14 protein-coding genes and 1 pseudogene are annotated in these 16,253 nt (G+C 74.0%); 9 read left to right on the top strand and 6 right to left on the bottom strand.

What is annotated here, in order from left to right; translation table 11 throughout:
• Window positions 1–61 precede the first annotated feature (61 nt).
• Window positions 62–757 (top strand): YoaK family protein, encoded by a 696-nt coding sequence (locus ACVW07_RS01030; RefSeq protein WP_456817440.1) that lies wholly within the window; start codon window positions 62–64, stop codon window positions 755–757.
• A gap of 10 nt (window positions 758–767) precedes the next feature.
• Here the strand turns inward: ACVW07_RS01030 and allB are convergent, their stop codons facing one another.
• Window positions 768–2,138, bottom strand: a complete 1,371-nt coding sequence (gene allB / locus ACVW07_RS01025) for an allantoinase AllB (RefSeq protein WP_456817439.1) — start codon at window positions 2,136–2,138, stop codon at window positions 768–770.
• Window positions 2,139–2,164: 26 nt separating this feature from the next.
• A complete protein-coding gene (locus tag ACVW07_RS01020; protein ID WP_456817438.1) occupies window positions 2,165–3,388 on the bottom strand; it encodes an MFS transporter in 1,224 nt (407 codons plus the stop codon).
• 75 nt (window positions 3,389–3,463) lie between these two features.
• Here ACVW07_RS01020 and ACVW07_RS01015 point away from each other — a divergent pair, with 75 nt between their 5' ends.
• Together ACVW07_RS01015 and ACVW07_RS01010 are read left to right on the top strand one after the other, a co-directional pair.
• Entirely contained in the window at window positions 3,464–4,540 is a 1,077-nt protein-coding gene (locus ACVW07_RS01015; RefSeq protein WP_456817437.1) for a DNA polymerase IV, read from the top strand.
• A gap of 262 nt (window positions 4,541–4,802) precedes the next feature.
• Window positions 4,803–6,005, top strand: a complete 1,203-nt coding sequence (locus tag ACVW07_RS01010; protein ID WP_456817436.1) for a GmrSD restriction endonuclease domain-containing protein — start codon at window positions 4,803–4,805, stop codon at window positions 6,003–6,005.
• A gap of 24 nt (window positions 6,006–6,029) precedes the next feature.
• Here ACVW07_RS01010 and ACVW07_RS01005 read toward each other — a convergent pair.
• A pseudogene (locus ACVW07_RS01005) lies at window positions 6,030–7,512 on the bottom strand (helix-turn-helix domain-containing protein).
• 123 nt (window positions 7,513–7,635) lie between these two features.
• On the opposite strand from ACVW07_RS01005, the gene ACVW07_RS01000 reads away from it, so the two are divergent.
• Both ACVW07_RS01000 and ACVW07_RS00995 read left to right on the top strand, forming a co-directional pair.
• Window positions 7,636–9,558, top strand: a complete 1,923-nt coding sequence (locus tag ACVW07_RS01000; RefSeq protein WP_456817435.1) for a phosphoenolpyruvate carboxykinase (GTP) — start codon at window positions 7,636–7,638, stop codon at window positions 9,556–9,558.
• 171 nt (window positions 9,559–9,729) lie between these two features.
• A complete protein-coding gene (locus ACVW07_RS00995; RefSeq protein WP_456817434.1) occupies window positions 9,730–10,104 on the top strand; it encodes an aldehyde dehydrogenase in 375 nt (124 codons plus the stop codon).
• Between the two features lie 196 nt (window positions 10,105–10,300).
• On the opposite strand, the gene ACVW07_RS00990 is transcribed toward ACVW07_RS00995, so the two are convergent.
• Both ACVW07_RS00990 and ACVW07_RS00985 read right to left on the bottom strand, forming a co-directional pair.
• The gene (locus ACVW07_RS00990) at window positions 10,301–10,585 is read right to left on the bottom strand and encodes a nuclease (RefSeq protein ID WP_456817433.1); all 285 of its coding nucleotides are present in this window, start codon (window positions 10,583–10,585) and stop codon (window positions 10,301–10,303) included.
• Between the two features lie 373 nt (window positions 10,586–10,958).
• Window positions 10,959–11,366, bottom strand: coding sequence for a hypothetical protein (locus ACVW07_RS00985; RefSeq protein WP_456817432.1), 408 nt, complete (start codon window positions 11,364–11,366; stop codon window positions 10,959–10,961).
• 294 nt (window positions 11,367–11,660) lie between these two features.
• Here ACVW07_RS00985 and ACVW07_RS00980 point away from each other — a divergent pair, with 294 nt between their 5' ends.
• The 3 genes from ACVW07_RS00980 to ggt all read left to right on the top strand — a co-directional run bounded on the left by ACVW07_RS00980 (window position 11,661) and on the right by ggt (window position 14,595).
• The gene (locus ACVW07_RS00980; protein WP_456817431.1) at window positions 11,661–12,059 is read left to right on the top strand and encodes a DUF7144 family membrane protein; all 399 of its coding nucleotides are present in this window, start codon (window positions 11,661–11,663) and stop codon (window positions 12,057–12,059) included.
• An 89-nt stretch (window positions 12,060–12,148) separates the two neighbouring features.
• Window positions 12,149–12,697: a DUF1269 domain-containing protein gene (locus tag ACVW07_RS00975; RefSeq protein WP_456817430.1), complete on the top strand. Its 549-nt coding sequence runs from the start codon at window positions 12,149–12,151 to the stop codon at window positions 12,695–12,697.
• A gap of 86 nt (window positions 12,698–12,783) precedes the next feature.
• The gene (gene ggt / locus ACVW07_RS00970) at window positions 12,784–14,595 is read left to right on the top strand and encodes a gamma-glutamyltransferase (protein WP_456817429.1); all 1,812 of its coding nucleotides are present in this window, start codon (window positions 12,784–12,786) and stop codon (window positions 14,593–14,595) included.
• Window positions 14,596–14,720: 125 nt separating this feature from the next.
• Here ggt and ACVW07_RS00965 read toward each other — a convergent pair whose 3' ends face one another.
• Window positions 14,721–15,482 carry a deoxyribonuclease IV gene (locus tag ACVW07_RS00965; RefSeq protein WP_456817428.1) on the bottom strand — a complete coding sequence of 254 codons (762 nt, stop codon included), beginning with the start codon at window positions 15,480–15,482 and terminating at the stop codon, window positions 14,721–14,723.
• Between the two features lie 177 nt (window positions 15,483–15,659).
• On the opposite strand from ACVW07_RS00965, the gene ACVW07_RS00960 reads away from it, so the two are divergent.
• Window positions 15,660–16,226: a CD225/dispanin family protein gene (locus ACVW07_RS00960; RefSeq protein WP_456817427.1), complete on the top strand. Its 567-nt coding sequence runs from the start codon at window positions 15,660–15,662 to the stop codon at window positions 16,224–16,226.
• Window positions 16,227–16,253: the final 27 nt, after the last annotated feature.

Genomic DNA, 16,253 nt, shown 5'->3' with positions numbered 1-16,253 from the left:
TCGTCCTCCGCCCGGACCGGGTCTCCGTCGACACCGTGGGCCCGAGCCCTAGCATGACGCCGTGACGCCCCGCCCCCCGCACGCCGCCGGCACCCACCTCGTGCTCATGCTCGCGCTGACGTTCACCACCGGGATCGTCGACGCCGTCGGCTATCTGGGGCTGGACCGGGTGTTCACGGCCAACATGACCGGGAACGTCGTGATCCTCGGCATGGCGCTCGCCGGTGCGGACGACCTGCCGGTGCTCGGCCCGGCGCTCGCGCTCGGCGGCTTCCTCTCGGGTGCCGCGCTCGGCGGGCGGGTGCTCCGCAGCGCCCCGCCGGGCTGGGCGCACCGGTCGACGATGACGTTCGGTGCGACGGGCCTCGTGTCGGCCGGCCTCGGAGTCGGTGCACTGCTGGCCCCGCCCGACGAGGGCGAGCTGTGGGCGTCCGTCCTGACCACGCTGCTGGCCCTGGCGATGGGTCTCCAGGCGGCCACCGCGCGACGGCTGGCCGTCAAGGACGTCACGACGGTCGTCGTGACGTCGACCCTGACCGGCCTCGCGGCGGACTCGCGGCTCGCCGGCGGGGACGGCGGCGGGTGGGCCCGCCGGGTCCTCGCGGTCGCGCTGATCCTGGTCGGCGCGTGCGTCGGCGGCCTCCTGCTGCGGACGGGCGAGCGCGGTGTCGGGCTGGGCCTCGTCGTCGCGGGCGTGCTCGCCGTGGCGGTCGCGTCGGTGGGCCACGTGCACCGGGACGCCGGGCCGCCCGGCTGACCGGGGCACCTCAACCACCCGACCGCGCCGGCAGGAGCGTCCGACCCGTGCAGGGTTGCACCACGTGCCCGCCCTCGACCACGACCTCACCGTGCAGCCAGACGGTCCGTGGCACGCCGACGAGGTGCGCCCCGTCGTAGGGCGAGTCGGGGTTGCGGTGCTCCAGCGCTGCGGCGTCCACGACGAAGGGCTGCTCGGGTGCGAACGCCACGAGGTGCGCGGGCGCGCCCGGGGCGAGCACGCCGGGTCCGTCGAGCCCCGCCACCCGCGCCGGTCCGGTGGTGAACGCCGGCAGCAGCGCGGCGAGCGGGACGCCGCGGGCGCGGGCGGCCGTCCAGACGACCGGCAGCCCCAGCTGGAGCCCGGCGATGCCGCCCCACGACAGCCCGAAGTCACCGTCGTGCACGTGCTTGAGGTCCGCCGTGCTCGGCGAGTGGTCGGACACGATCGCGTCGATCGTGCCGTCGAGCACGCCCTCCCAGAGCAGGTCCTGGTTGCGGGCGTCCCGGATCGGTGGACAGCACTTGAACTGTGTGGCGGCGTCCGGCACCTCCTCGGCGCGCAGCGTCAGGTAGTGCGGACATGTCTCGACGGTCACCGGGAGCCCTTCGGCCTTCGCGGCCCGCAGCATGGGCAGCGTGCCGGCGTCGGACAGGTGCAGGACGTGCGCGCGGGCGCCGGTGCGGCGCATCCCCTCGAGGACGCGGGCGATCGCGCGGTGTTCGCTCACGGGCGGCCGGGACGCGAGGAAGTCTGCGTAGCGCGGGCCGAGCGCGCCGGGTCCCGGGGTCGCGAGGAGCGACGCCGGGTCCTCGGCGTGCACCACCAGCACGGTGCCGAGAGCGGCGACCTCAGCGAGCGCCCGGTCAAGCTGGGCGGCGTCGAGGTGGCCGAACTCCTCGACGCCGGAGGGTGCCAGGAACGCCTTGAACCCGCGCACCCCGGCGGCGTGCAGCGCGTCGAGGGCGCCGAGGTTCTCGGGGACCGCGCCGCCCCAGAACGCCACGTCCACGCTGAGCTTGCCGTGGGCCGCGGCCAGCTTGGCGTCGAGGGCAGCCACCGTGGTCGTCGGCGGGATGCTGTTCAGCGGCATGTCGACGAGCGTCGTGACACCGCCCGCGGCGGCCGCCCTGGTCGCGCTCACGAAGCCCTCCCACGCCGTACGACCCGGCTCGTTGACGTGGACGTGACTGTCGACGAGCCCGGGCAGCAGCACCTCGTCCGGTCCCAGCACGTGCACCTCGGCGCCGTCCGGGACCGCACCGGGGCCGTCCACCGCGACGATCCGACCGGCGCTCACCAGCACGTCCGCGGCCCGCCACGTGCCGTCCACCCACGCACGCTCGGCGCGCACCACGTGGGCGGCTCGTGTCGCTGTCATGCGCGCTGTTGTACCAGGCCCGTGTTTCACGAGAGCGTGCGGTCGCCGCGGCCGGGTCGCAGGGCGCGGGCGCTGAGGACGGCGATGCCTGCCGTGACGGCGGCGAGGGATCCCAGGGCGACCGGGAGGCTCGCCGCCACCGCGACCGCCCCGACCAGGAGCGGACCGCCCGCGTCACCGATCTCGCGACCGAGCTCCGCGCTCCCCATCGTGCGGCCCATCCGGCCGTGCGGTGTGGTCGCCGCGAGGTGGGCGAAGGCCAGCGGCGTGGCGATGCCGATGCCGGCCCCGACGAGCAGCGCGGCGGCGTAGACGGTGATCGGGTGCGGTACCGCAGCGACCAGCACCGTCCCGACCGTCACGACGGCCAGCCCGGCAGGGGCGCCGTGCCGGGTGTCCACACGACCCGCGTCCCGGAGCCGGCCGACGACCGGTTGCACGACCGTGGAGGCGAGGGCGAGCACGGTGACGACCGCCATGCTCGCGGGGGTGCCGAGCCCCAGGTTCGTCGCGACGAGCGGGAGGAAGCCCACGGCGACACCGAGCGCGGCGGTGCTCGCGGCGAGGACCGCCGTCGGGACGAGGAAGGCCGGGTCGGCCGTCTGCCGGACCACGTCGGCGACGGTGGCGCGGGCGCGCGGGAGCACGGCGAGCGCCGGCACGCGCCGCGCGGCCCAGAGCGCGGCGCCCCCCGCGAGGACGGCGAGGGCCAGGAGGAGCGCCCGCATCCCGCCGAGCACGAGCAGGCCGGCGCCGAGCAGAGGACCGATCGCGTAGCCGAGGCTCTTCCACGCGCCGTACCGGCCGAAGGAGCGGCCCGCCGAGCCGGGCCCGGCCAGGCGCGCGACGGTCGACGAGGACGCGGGCGAGAACGCCGACGCCGCGGCGCCCTGCCCGAGCCTCACGAGCCCGAGGGCGGCCGGTGCGGCCACCAGGGCACCGAGCAGCGACACCGCGGCGAAGGCGAGCAGTCCGCCGACGACGACGGGCTTCGTGCCGACCCGGTCGCTCAGCGCACCGAACACGGGCTTGAGGAGGACCTCGGCCACGTCGTAGAGCGCGAGGACCGCCCCGAAGGTCAGCAGCGTCAGACCCACGTCGTCCACGCGGGTCCCGAGCGCAGCCGCCAGTCCGTGCGCCCCGAACGCGGTGGTGAACCCGGCGAGGTAGAGCGGAGCGACCGCCCGGACCGGCACGGGACCCGGCTCGGGGACAGGCTGCGCGACCGTGGGGGGCGTCGGGTCCGGCACGCCTCGACGGTACCGACAGCGCCGGACGGGGACGCACCGATGTCGCCCCGCCACCGAGGACGGCAGACTCCGGGGATGGGCACGCGCACGGCCTGGGTGCTGCACGTCGACCTCGACCAGTTCGTGGCGGCGGTCGAGGTGCTGCGCCGCCCGGACCTGGCCGGCAGGCCGGTCGTGGTCGGCGGCCGCGGTGACCCGACCGAGAGAGGCGTCGTCTCGACCGCCTCGTACGAGGCCCGCGCGTTCGGGGTCCACTCCGGGATGCCGCTCCGGCTGGCCGCGCGCAAGCTGCCGGACGCGGTGTTCCTGCCGGTGGACGCCCCGGAGTACGAGGCGGTGTCGAGCAGGGTCATGGCCGCACTGCGCTCGCTCGGCGTCGTCGTCGAGGTGCTCGGGTGGGACGAGGCCTTCCTGGGCTCGGACACCGACGACCCGGAGGGACTGGCCCGGCGGGCGCAGGAGTCGGTGCTCGCGCAGACCCGGCTGCACTGCTCCGTGGGCATCGGTGACAACAAGGTCCGCGCGAAGATCGCCACCGACCTGGGCAAGCCGGCCGGCATCTTCCGGCTCACGAGGGAGAACTGGGCGGCCGTGATGGGTCCGCGCCCCACGATCGCGCTGTGGGGCGTGGGCACCAAGGTGTCGCGCAGGCTGACCGCGTTGGGCATCGGCACCGTGGACGAGCTCGCCGCCGCGCCGGTCGATGCCCTCGTCGCCGAGTTCGGGCCGCGGATGGGGGTCTGGTACCACGACCTGGGCCAGGGCCTCGGGCCCGCGACGGTCGACGACAGCCCGTGGGTGCCCCGCGGGCACAGCCGCGAGACGACCTACCAGCAGAACCTCACGACGCCCGAGCAGGTCCGCGACGCGGTGGAGGAGCTGGCACGCGCCGTGGTCGAGGACGCCGCTCACGACGGTCGTCCGGTCGTGCGCGTCGCCCTGAAGGTGCGGTACGCGCCGTTCGTGACGACGACGGTGAGCAGGAAGCTCGCGGCGCCCACGCGGGACACCGCGACCGTCGTCAGCGCCGTGGTGGCGCTCGCCGAGAAGGTCGAGGACCGGGAGGTCCGGCTCCTCGGCGTGCGCGCCGAGATGGCGATGCCCGAGGAGGACGAGCCCGCCGAACGCACGCCGGTGCGGGGCCGGATCTGACGGCCGGGGGGCGACGACGACCGAAAACCGCCGGCTCGTCAGGACGAGGCCCGGTCGACATGGTGCAGCCGCTGCACGTCAGCACGGGACGACCTGGTGACGGGACGCCGACGGCTCCACGCCAGGTCGGGTGCGTCCCCGTCGTCGGCCCGCGTGAGGGCGGTCACGGGCCGGCCGGCTCATGTCGGCGGGCTCGCAGGCCGACCTACCCACGGTGACCACCTCACCGCCGCAGCGCCCTGGGCCGTCGGCGTCGCCACGCATGTCCCCAAGGACGAAGGTCGGCCTCGTCGGTCTGACCGTGGTGAGCGTGCTCGGTCTCGTCGCCGGCCCGGGGGGTGCCTGTGCGGCGGCCGGTCTGTACCTCGCGGGCACCGGGCTCTGGTCGGTCGTGCGAGGGACGTCCTGGCTCGGCCGGCACGCTCGCGGTGTCTCCGTCGCGTTGCTCGTGGGCGGCCTCGTCATGTCGGGGCTCGGTGTCTCGTCGACCGCCGCGTCCCCCGACGGGGCACCGCAGACGGCCTCGACGGCGGCTCCGACGACCGCGGTTCCCTCCACCGCCGCTCCGTCACCGACGGCCGTCCCGCCCGAGCCGACCCGCACGGTGCTCACCCCGGCACCCGAGCCCACCCCGGAGGTCGAGGCCCAGGGTGCCGCGGCCGGCCCCCCGACCGCGCTGGCGACGGCCCTGCGGCTCGAGGTCAAGGGCCGTGCGGCCAGGACCGGCTACGACCGCGACCTGTTCGGCCACGGCTGGGGCGACGTCGACCGCAACGGCTGCGACACGCGCAACGACATCCTCGCCCGTGACCTCGCCGACGAGACGTTCAAGGCGGGGACCGGCGACTGCGTGGTGCTGACGGGGAGCCTCACCGACCCGTACAGCGCCAGGACCATCGCGTTCGTGCGCGGCGCGGAGACCAGCGGCGCCGTCCAGATCGACCATGTGGTCGCCCTGTCCGACGCGTGGCAGAAGGGCGCTCAGGCCTGGGACGAGCCCACCCGGGTCCGGTTCGCCAACGACCCGATGAACCTTCTCGCCGTCGACGGCCCGCTCAACATGCAGAAGGGCGACGGCGACACCGCGACGTGGCTCCCGCCGAACAAGGCGTACCGCTGCGCGTACGTCGCGCGACAGGTCGGCGTGAAGGTCAGCTACGGGCTGTGGGTGAGCGAGGCGGAGCGCGGCGCGATGGTGAGCGTCCTCTCGACCTGCCCCGGTGAGCCCTTGCCGGACGGGTCGAGCGTCCCGCCCGTACCCACCTCGGAGCCGGCACCCGTCACCGCGGCACGCGCGCCGGCCCCCGGGCCGGCGGTCGCCGAGCCGGAGGCCGAGCGCGCCACCGTCTACTACAGCAGCTGCGCCGCAGCGCGAGCCGCCGGTGCGGCGCCGGTCCACCTGGGCGACCCGGGCTACGGCCCGCACCTCGACCGCGACCACGACGGCGTCGGCTGCGAGTCCTGACCCGACGTCCGGGCGGACGGCGGACTACGCGTCGGCCCCCGCAGCGGGCGGCGCGTGCCGGTCGAGGAACGCGTACACCTCACGGGCGTCCACCCCCGGGAACGCTCCGGTCGGGAGCGCGGAGAACACCTGCTGGTGGATCCGCGCACTGGGCCACGACGCGTCCCGCCACCGAGCGGCGGCGCCGGTGCCCGGTCGGCGACAGCACGCCTCGTCCGGGCACGTGGACTGGTGCCGGTCGGTCGTCTCGCGGCCCCGGAACCAGGTGGCGTGCGCGAAGGGCACCCCGACCGCGAGCGACATGGCCCCCGTGGTCCCGGAACCCGTCTGCGTCGAGCACCAGAACGTGCCCGCCGGGGTGTCGGTGTACTGGTACGACTCGGACGAGCGGTCACGACGGGTCAGCGCGCGCCGCACGCCCCAGCTGCGACAGACGGGCTGGCCCTCGATCGCCCCGGTCACGTCGGTCGGCAGGGGCAGCCCGTCGTTCGCGTACGCGCGGTAGATGGCGCCGTCCCCGCCGACCCGCACGAAGTGCACGGGGATGCCGAGGTGGTGGGTGGCCAGGCTGGTGAACCTCTGCGCGGCGGCCTCGTGTGTCACGCCGAACGCGTCGCGCAGGTCCTCGATCGCGAGATCCTTGTCGCGCTTGTGCTGGGTGAGGTGGTCGACGGCGGCGGACTCGGGCAGGAGGCAGCCGGACGCGAAGTAGGTGATCTCCATGCGCTGGCGCAGGAAGTCGTCGTAGGACGTGGGGCGCTCGTGCCCGAGCACGCGGTGCGCGATCGCCTGCAGAGCCAGCGAACGCAGTCCGTGGCCGCCCGGGGTCGACGCGGGCGGCAGGTAGATGCGGCCGTGCGCGAGGTCGGTGACCGTGCGCGTCGAGCTCGGCAGGTCGTCCACGTAGACGATCGCGAAGCCCAGCTGCTCGGCCATCCGGGTCACCGTGCGGTGCGTGAGGGCCCCGGCGGTGTAGCCGGCCTTGCGCGCCATCGACTCGGCGAGCCGCTCGATGTCGGGCAGGTAGTTGTCACGCTGCTGGCGCTCCAGCCGGATCTGCGTGTTCGCGCGCCGCGCCTCCTCGGGGGTCGCGACCGCCTCGAGGTCGCGTCGGGCGAGCTCGGCGTGCAGGCCGACGAGCTGCTCGAGGATCGGGAGCGGCAACGACCGGCCCGGGCGCACGGCCGGCAGCGAGAGCCGCTCGAAGCCGGCGGAGCGCTGGGCCCGGTCGAGAGCGATCTCCAGGGCGGCGCGCCGGGACGGAGGCTCCACCTCCAGGAGGTCGGCGACGCTCACCTCGAGCACCTCGGCGATGCTCCGCAGCAGCGCGAGGCGCGGTTCGCGGCGACCGTTCTCGACCAGGGACAGCACGCTCGGTGCCCACCCCGACCCGGCGGCCGAGCGCCTCCAGCGTCAGGCCCCGAGCCGTGCGCAGATGCCTGACCCGCCGCCCCAGCGTCAGGGCGTCCGGGGCGCCGTCCCGCTCCTGCTCCGTAGCCACGAACATGACGTTACGACAAGAACAGCCGAATTTGACAGGAGTGGCAGCCCCCGAGGACCTCCCTGTTGCCGTGGGATGGAGAGGAACAAAGCGCGGGCCGACCACGGCCCTGCTGGAGGAGACCACGACATGACCACCCTCACGGCACGTGGGACCGCCACCCGACCGTCCGGCGGCGCGCGCACCACCCTCGCCGACGTGACGTCGGAGGCCCTCACGCAGGACGTCCACCGGTGGGTGGAGGCGGTCGCCGGTCTCACAGAGCCCGACGCGGTCGTGTGGTGCGACGGTTCGGAGCACGAGCGGCGGTCCCTGCTCGCGCAGCTGGTGCGCTCCGGGACGCTCCTCCCCCTCGACCCCGTGCTGCGCCCCCGGAGCTACCTGGCGCGCTCGGACCCCGACGACGTCGCACGCGTCGAGTCCCGCACGTTCGTGTGCCCGCAGAACGAGGCCGATGCCGGCCCGACCAACAACTGGCGGCCCCCGGCGGCGATGCGCGCCGAGCTCGACGCGGTGTTCGCCGGCAGCATGCGCGGACGGACGATGTACGTGGTGCCGTTCTCGATGGGACCGGTCGGTGGGCCGATGTCGCGGGTGGGAGTCCAGGTCACGGACTCCCCCTACGCCGTGGTGAGCATGCACGTCATGACCCGGGTCGGGCGCGAGGTGCTCGACCTCGTCGAGTCGGGTGCACCGTTCGTGCCGGCGGTGCACTCGGTGGGCGCGCCGTTGCGCGACGACGGGCGCACGCCCCGCCCGGACGTCCCGTGGCCGTGCAACCCGACGAAGTACGTCGCGCACTTCCCGGAGACCAGGGAGATCTGGTCCTACGGCTCGGGCTACGGCGGCAACGCGCTGCTCGGCAAGAAGTGCTTCGCCCTGCGCATCGCCTCGGTCATGGGCCGCGACGAGGGTTGGCTCGCCGAGCACATGCTGCTCGTCCGCCTCATCTCGCCGCAGGGTCGCACGTACCACGTCGCCGCAGCCTTCCCGTCGGCCTGCGGCAAGACGAACCTCGCGATGCTCGTCCCGACCCTGCCCGGCTGGCAGGTCCGGACGATCGGCGACGACATCGCGTGGCTGCGGCCCGCCGCGGACGGCTCGCTGCGCGCCATCAACCCCGAGGCGGGCTTCTTCGGCGTCGCACCGGGCACGGGCGAGACGACGAACCCCGCCGCCGTCGAGACGCTGCGCCACGACACGATCTTCACCAACGTCGCCCTGACGCCGGAGGGCGACGTGTGGTGGGAAGGACTGACGCCGACCGCCCCACCGCACCTCATCGACTGGACGGGCCGCGACTGGACGCCCGCCGACGGCGCGGCGGGCCGGCCCGCCGCGCACCCCAACTCCCGCTTCACCGTCGCCGCGGCCCAGTGCCCGACCATCGCGGACGGCTGGGACGACCCCGAGGGCGTCGCACTCGACATGATCGTGTTCGGTGGTCGCCGCGCCACGAACGTCCCGCTCGTGGCCCAGGCGGAGAGCTGGGCCGACGGGGTCTTCATGGGGGCGACGATCTCCTCCGAACGCACCGCTGCGGCGGAGGGCCTGGTCGGCGAGCTCCGCCGCGACCCGTTCGCGATGCTGCCGTTCTGCGGGTACGACATGGCGGACCACTGGACCCACTGGCTCCGGGTCGGGGAGGGCCTCGACGCGAGCCGCAGGCCGCTGGTGTTCCAGGTGAACTGGTTCCGCAAGGACGACGACGGCCGGTTCCTGTGGCCGGGCTTCGGCGAGAACTCGCGCGTGCTCGCCTGGATGGTCGAGCAGGTCGACCGGGCGCGCCGGCTCCGGACGGACGTGGGGGCCAGGACCAGCCCCGTGGGGCTGCTGCCTGCACCGGGGGCGTTCGACACGACGGGGCTGGGTCTCGACGACCGGACCCTGACGCGGCTGTTCGAGATCGACGTCGACTCGTGGGACCTCGAGGCCGACCGCACCGGGGAGTTCTTCTCGACGTTCGGCGACCGCGTGCCGCCCGCGCTGCACGACCGGCTCGCACGGCTGCGGACGTCCCTCGCCCATGCCCGTGCTGTGCGGACCGGCTGACCGCCGTCGCCACGCCCGGACCGGATCCCGAGCCGGACGCCTACGAAGTCGTGCGGCCGTCGGACCGTGGCGACCCTCGGGCCACCCGCGTACCGTCGGTCGCACCGGAGCACGCACGGCGACGAGAGGCGGGGAACAGCGATGAGCATGATGGCGGACATGATGGGGTCCATGACCATGCCGGACATGACGGGCATGGACATGACGGCGATGCAGCAGTGCGTGGAGGCGTGTTCCGCGGCGTCGATGGCGGCCACGATGTGTGCCGACGCCGACGCCGGGGAGAGCATGGCGCGCTGCGCGTCGATGTGCATGAACATGGCGGACGTCGCCGCCGCCATGATGCGGATGATGATGCGCCCGGCCGGCTACGACATGGGCGTCATGACCTCGATGATGACGGCCTGCACGGCCATGGGCGAGGCGTGTGCTGCCGAGTGCGACCTGCACGCCGACATGTCCGAGCACTGCCGCATCTGTGCGTCCGCGTGCCGGGCGATGGTCGCGGCCTGCACGTCGGCGATGTCCTCGATGCCCACCGCGTAGCCACCCGCCCGGCGAGCCGTCGACGCAACGGCTCACCGCGGCGGCGCCGAGGCGCGGAGCTCGGCCGGCGCGGCCGCGAGTGCCGCGACCGCGCGGTCGAGCCGCCTGCGCAGCAGGGCCGCGGTCAGTGCACCGACCGCCGCTCCCTCGCATGCGACGAGCCCGTGGCCGTCGCCGAGCCCCACCAAGCTGCGCGTCAGTGGTCCGGCTGCGCGACCTCACCGTCGCGCTCCGGCAGCGCGCGGGCGGAGTACCACGCGCTGCCGACCGCGAGAACCTCCGCGACAGGATGCACGGCGACGGGCTCGTGGGGACCGGGCGCGGCGCTCGTCGACAGCGCGCGGACCGACCCGTCGAGCAGCACGACAGTCAGCACGTCCCCGTCACGGGCGGCCACGAGGCCGTCGCGCCAGGCGCTCGGTGAGGCGGTGGCCACGGTGACCTGGATGGGAAGCACGTCGATGCGGGTGTGGTGGGACACGTCAGCTCCATGGGTCGTTCGGCCGGTCTGTCGACGCCGCACCGCCGCCACCTGGCTGCACCAGAGGCATGGACGGTGTCGGACTGCGCCGCGATGCGGCGGGACGGGTCCACCACCCACGGACCAGGCGGAACGCCTGCGGGGGCTCCTCAGAGCCGGGTGGACCGGTGCGACGAGGTCGTCAGCGACACATTCGACACAGACACCGGCTCGTCGACATGGCGTCGACGCGGCCCGCGTGGCGCGGGACCTGAGGCTCGGTTCTGGCGACGGGCATACGACGAGTGTCCACAGCGGTCCACATGCTGTCAACGATTCTCACATCACGAGACGGATGAGCCCGCGGACGGCTCACCCTCTCGCGAGTCGACAGTCAGGCGCCGCAGCGGACGAAGATGTAGACCGGCCAGTGGTGGTCGTACGTCACCAGCCCGTCGTCCCAGTTGACGTCGAAGATGATCTCGCCGGTGTACTCGCTGGAGAGCAGGCGCTGCTCGCCACGGATCGTCTCGCCCGGCTGGATCCGGTTCGGCATGCCCACGAGCGGACGGCCCGCCGGGTACGCCCGGACGTTGCCGATGGTGCCGGGCACGTCGGCGGAGCTCGTCAGCTCCCACGTGACGAGCCACTGGTCCGCGACGGGGTCGCACTGGGCGAGCCCGCGGATCCAGATGAAGTGGCTCGACGTCGCGGAGGCCGGAGGTGCGACGAGGGCGAGCGCGGCGACGAGGGCCACGACTGCCACTGCCGCTCGGCGCACGGTCATCGAAGGCTGACGCATGGTGGACTCCCCAGAGAGGGTGGGCGCGGGGGCGTGCCGGGAACGACGGGGACCCCGCTCGTCTGGAGGCTTGAGAGCGCTCTCAGAGAGCGGTCGCCTGATTGTCGTGAGCGGCGCGTGGGGGTGTCAAGGGACGGTCGTCGACCACACTGCACCGGACCTGGAGCTCCGCCGCGTCGCGGTGCTGGTCACGTCCGTGCGGGCTCACCCGGGGCGGGTGATCCGGCAGGGCGCGCGCGCACTCAGGATCGGGACGGGTCCGTACGGGGCCGACGCCGACGAGAGGAATCGAGCATGAGCGAGAACCGCAGCTCCGTGGCGGTGGGGGTCACCGTCTTCGCCGCCACCCTCATGGTGATGATCGGGTTCCTGCACGCGATGCAGGGGCTCGTGGCCCTGTTCAACGACACGTTCTTCGTGGCCGGGGAGAAGTGGACGTTCGCCTTCGACATCACGACGTGGGGCTGGATCCACCTGCTGCTCGGCGTCCTGGTCGTCCTCGCCGGCATCTTCGTGTTCAGCGGAGCGGTGTGGGCGCGCACGATCGGCGTGCTGCTCGCCGCGCTGAGCGCCGTCGCGAACTTCATGTGGCTGCCCTACTACCCGGTCTGGGCCCTCGTCATCATCGCGCTCGACGTGTTCGTCATCTGGGCGCTGACCGTCCACGGGCGCGACATCGTCGCCGACGTCTGACCTCACCCGTACCGAGTGAGGTGCCCCGCGCGGGCCCCCACCTACGGTCGAACTGCAACGGACACGCACACCCCCACCGAAGGAGCACCATGTCGGACGAGGTCATCATCGACGCCGCAGCCATCAGTGACGGCGCGTACACCCTGCTCATCGCCGACTTCGCCGACACCGACGTCGCCTGGGAGGCCTACGAGGCGCTCAAGGCGGTCGAGGACGGAAAGACCGTCAAGATCGAGGGAGCCCTCGTCGTCAAGCGGGACGCCGGCGGCCAGGTCGAGGTCCTCACCGCGACGGACCACAGCACACGCCGGGGCCTGAAGTGGGGGGTCGTCGGGGGCGTCGCGCTGGGGCTGGTCTTCCCGCCGTCCATCATCGGCAGCGCCGTCGCGCTCGGTGCGGTCGGCGCCGCGACGGGCAAGGGGATCGAGCTCCGCCACCGCAAGGGCCTGGAGGAGGACCTGAAGGACGCCGTCGCGGCCGGCCACTCGGGCATCGTCGTCCTGGTGTCCGACCCGGCCGTGGTCGAGCTGCGCCACGCGCTGGACAAGGCGGAGGCCATCGTCGAGAAGGCCGTCGACAAGGCGGAGGCCGTCGAGCTGCAGGCTGCTGCCGACGAGGCCGTGGCCGAGGCGCAGTAGCCGGGGCGTCGTGCTGCCCGCGGTGGCGGGCAGGGGGCAACCTGGTACGACTTGAGTCTCTCGTCGCCTCGACACCGGAGGTCCCTGTGCGCGCGTCCCGGAACCCAGGCACGCTCGGCGGGCTCGCCGCGGCCGCCGTGCTCGCTCTCACCGTCGGAGCCACGCCGGCGGCCGCGCACCACCCCCCGCCCACGGACAAGGTCCCGGTCGCCGTCGGCACCGGCGGTGCCGTGGCCACGGTGGACGCGGACGCCACCCGCGTCGGGCTCGACGTGCTGCGCTCGGGCGGCAACGCGGTCGACGCCGCTGTGGCCGCAGCAGCGACACTCGGTGTCACCGAGCCGTACTCGTCGGGCATCGGCGGCGGCGGCTTCTTCGTGTACTACGACGCGGCGACCGGACAGGTCCACACGATCGACGGTCGCGAGACCGCACCGCAAGCCATGCAGAGCGACGCGTTCGTCGAGAACGGTGTGCCGATCCCGTTCGCCGACGCCGTCACGTCCGGCTTGTCCGCCGGCGTGCCCGGCACGCCGGCGACGTGGGCGACCGCGCTCGACCAGTGGGGCACGATCGACCTGTCCCGTGCGCTGCGTGGCGCGACGGAGGTCGCCCGGCGTGGCTTCGTCGTGGACCAGACGTTCGCTGACCAGACGGCCGCGAACGCGGCCCGGTTCGCCGCGTTCACCTCGACGGCGAAGCTGTTCCTGCCGCACGGTGCGCCACCCCCCGTGGGGTCGGTCTTCCGCAACCAGGACCTGGCTCAGACGTACGACCTCCTCGCCCGGCGCGGGGTCGGGGCGCTGTACGCCGGGCGCCTTGCGCAGGAGGTCGTGGACACCGTGCAGGACCCGCCGGTCGCGCGGCGCAGCACCCTGGTGGTGCGCCCGGGGCTGTTGGAGCTGGGCGACCTCGCCGCGTACCAGGCCCTGCTCCGGGACCCCACGCACGTGCAGTACCGCGGGCTCGACGTTTTCTCGATGGGACCGCCCTCGTCCGGCGGCTCCACCGTCGGCGAGGCCCTCAACATCCTCGAGCCCACGGACCTCGGTGCCCTCGGTGAGACGCAGGCGCAGCACCGGTACCTCGAGGCGAGCGCGTTGGCGTACGCGGACCGCAACCGGTACGTCGGCGACCCGGCGTTCGTCGACGTCCCTCTCGCCGAGCTCCTCTCGGACGGTTTCGCGGCCGAGCGCGCCTGCCTCATCGGCGACCGTGCCGCCGTCAAGCCGGTCGCACCCGGTTCGCCCGACGGTGACTACGCCGCCTGCCCGAGCCCGCCCGTCGTCGCGACCGACGGGTCGGACGGGCAGTCCACCACGCACCTGACCACCGCGGACCAGTGGGGCAACGTGGTGTCCTACACCCTCACCATCGAGTCGATCGGCGGGAACGGGATCGTCGTGCCGCACCGCGGCTTCCTGCTCAACAACGAGCTCACCGACTTCAACTTCACCGACACCCAGGGGGGCAACGACCCGAACCTGCCCGCCCCCGGGAAGCGGCCCCGCAGCTCGATGGCACCGACGGTCGTGCTGGACGGCGGCCGGCCCTTCCTGGCTCTCGGGTCGCCGGGTGGCGCGTCGATCATCACGACGGTGCTCCAGGTGCTCCTGAACCGCCTGGACCTCGGCATGGACCTGCCGGGGGCCATCGCGGCGCCGCGGGCCTCGCAACGCAACAGCGTGTCCGTCCAGGCCGAGCCGGCGTACCCCCGCTCGGAGCTCGCCGCGCTCGGGCACACGTTCGTGGACACCCCCGAGCTCGGCGCCGCGACGGCGATCGAGCTGCTCCCCGACGGCGGGCAGCAAGCCGTCGCCGAGCCCGTCCGTCGCGGCGGCGGCAGCGCGGGGGTCGTGCGCCCGGAAGGCCATCACGGGCCTGGCGGGGGCCATTGACCGGTCGGGGTCACTGACCGGAGGGGGTCAGCGGCCGATCGGGGTCACTGGCTGGTCCAGGTCGCTGAACGGTGAGGTCACTGACCTGGACCTCGCGGTCCCACGGGCCGTGGCTGATCGACGGGTCAGCCCGCGAGCGCCGCCCGGAGGAACGCGATGTCGTCCGCCTGGCCCTCGGCAGGCGTCTCCACCACGGCGTCGCACGCCGCCTCCCGGACCACGTGGGCGAGGAGCTCGGGCGGGATCGTGCCGGCCGCGAAGCTCGCGTGACGGTCGCGGCCGGAACCGGGCTCGTCGCGCGAGCTGTTCGCGTGCACGAGATCCACGCGGCCGGTAATCGCACGGACCCGGTCGACGATCGTCTCGAGGTCCTCCCCTGCCGCCCACGCGTGGCAGGTGTCGAGACACAGGCCGACGTCGTACCCGCCGATCGCGTCCCACAGCATCGCGAGCCGGTCGAGCGTGCGGGCGCACGCGTTCTCGCCGCCCGCTGTGTTCTCGACGAGGACCCGCACCGGGAACGTCGCCCGCTCGAACGTCTTGCGCCAGTTCTCGATGCCGACCGCGATGTCGTCGCCGTCGCCCACGTGGCCGCCGTGCACCACGAGTCCCCGGGCACCGAGACCCGCCGCGGCGGCGGCGTGCTGGGCGATCATGGTGCGGCTCGGGATACGGATCCTGTTGTTCGTGGATGCGACGTTCACCAGGTACGGCGCGTGCGCGTAGACGCCGAGACCGGAGGCGACGATCGCGGCCGCGTCCGCGCGAGGAGCCGGCTTCTTCCAGCCCTGCGGGTCGGCGAGGAACACCTGGACCGCCTGGGCGCCGATCTGGGCCGCCCCGGCCACCGGGTCGTCCCCCCGCACATGGGCACCGATCAGCACCACGTCACACTCCTTCCGCCCGGCCCTCCGGTGAGCCAGCGCCAGGCTAGACCGGACCGGTGACTGACGCCGGGCCACGAGCCGAGCAGCGCACGGCGGCGAGGATCGCCTCGCCGGTCCAAAGGTTCTTCCCAGGGACACGTCCTAGCGTGGGGGCAGCCGCGAGCACCTGGAGGAGCCATGACGTCCGAGTCGAACCCTCACCCCGCGCAGGACCCGTCCGGGGGCATCCCTGGCCCTGCCGTCGACCCTGCCGGTGCGCCGCCCCCCACCACGCCACCCGCCGGTCCGCCGCCAACTACCACGCCACCCGCCGGTCCGCCACCGGGCTGGGTCCCCACGCAGCCGCTCCCCGCGACGCACCGGTACCCGGCAGAGCCGTCGGCTCCCGTGGGGTGGGTGGTCGCCGCCATGATCCTGTTCTGGCCCACGGGGATCCCGGCGCTCCTGGCGTCCCACCGCGCTGCCGGCGCAGCAGGCGCCGGCGACACGTGGTCCGCGGCCCGCGAGGCCGCCTCGGCGCGGCGTTGGGCGATCGTGAGCGTGTGCGTGGGAGCGGGCCTGGCCCTGCTGTCGATCCTCGTCTCCGTCGCGTGGGTGATCTTCGCCGCGATCGCGGTTCAGCACTACCACGGCGGCGGTCCGTGGGAGGACGGGCCGGGCTGGACCGAGCGGTCGGCGCCGGCGTTCCCCTTCGACGGCTCTGGGCCGCCTGACGTGCAGCGACGCGGTGACGGGCCCGGCTGACGGCCCTGTTGCGGGCCCACCCCGCTC

Source organism: Cellulomonas sp. URHB0016 (assembly GCF_054057935.1).
Note: the sequence above shows the minus strand (reverse complement) of the source record. Positions and strands in the feature narration are given on the sequence as shown.

Excerpts from the sequence above, each read along its gene's own strand:
- ACVW07_RS00960 (WP_456817427.1), top strand. The coding sequence starts at position 15,660 with ATGACGTCCGAGTCGAACCCTCACCCCGCGCAGGACCCGTCCGGGGGC.
- ACVW07_RS00995 (WP_456817434.1), top strand. The coding sequence starts at position 9,730 with ATGACCATGCCGGACATGACGGGCATGGACATGACGGCGATGCAGCAG.
- ACVW07_RS00985 (WP_456817432.1), bottom strand. The coding sequence starts at position 11,366 with ATGCGTCAGCCTTCGATGACCGTGCGCCGAGCGGCAGTGGCAGTCGTG.
- ACVW07_RS01010 (WP_456817436.1), top strand. The coding sequence starts at position 4,803 with ATGTCCCCAAGGACGAAGGTCGGCCTCGTCGGTCTGACCGTGGTGAGC.
- ACVW07_RS00975 (WP_456817430.1), top strand. The coding sequence starts at position 12,149 with ATGTCGGACGAGGTCATCATCGACGCCGCAGCCATCAGTGACGGCGCG.
- ACVW07_RS01000 (WP_456817435.1), top strand. The coding sequence starts at position 7,636 with ATGACCACCCTCACGGCACGTGGGACCGCCACCCGACCGTCCGGCGGC.
- allB (WP_456817439.1), bottom strand. The coding sequence starts at position 2,138 with ATGACAGCGACACGAGCCGCCCACGTGGTGCGCGCCGAGCGTGCGTGG.
- ACVW07_RS00980 (WP_456817431.1), top strand. The coding sequence starts at position 11,661 with ATGAGCGAGAACCGCAGCTCCGTGGCGGTGGGGGTCACCGTCTTCGCC.
- ACVW07_RS01015 (WP_456817437.1), top strand. The coding sequence starts at position 3,464 with ATGGGCACGCGCACGGCCTGGGTGCTGCACGTCGACCTCGACCAGTTC.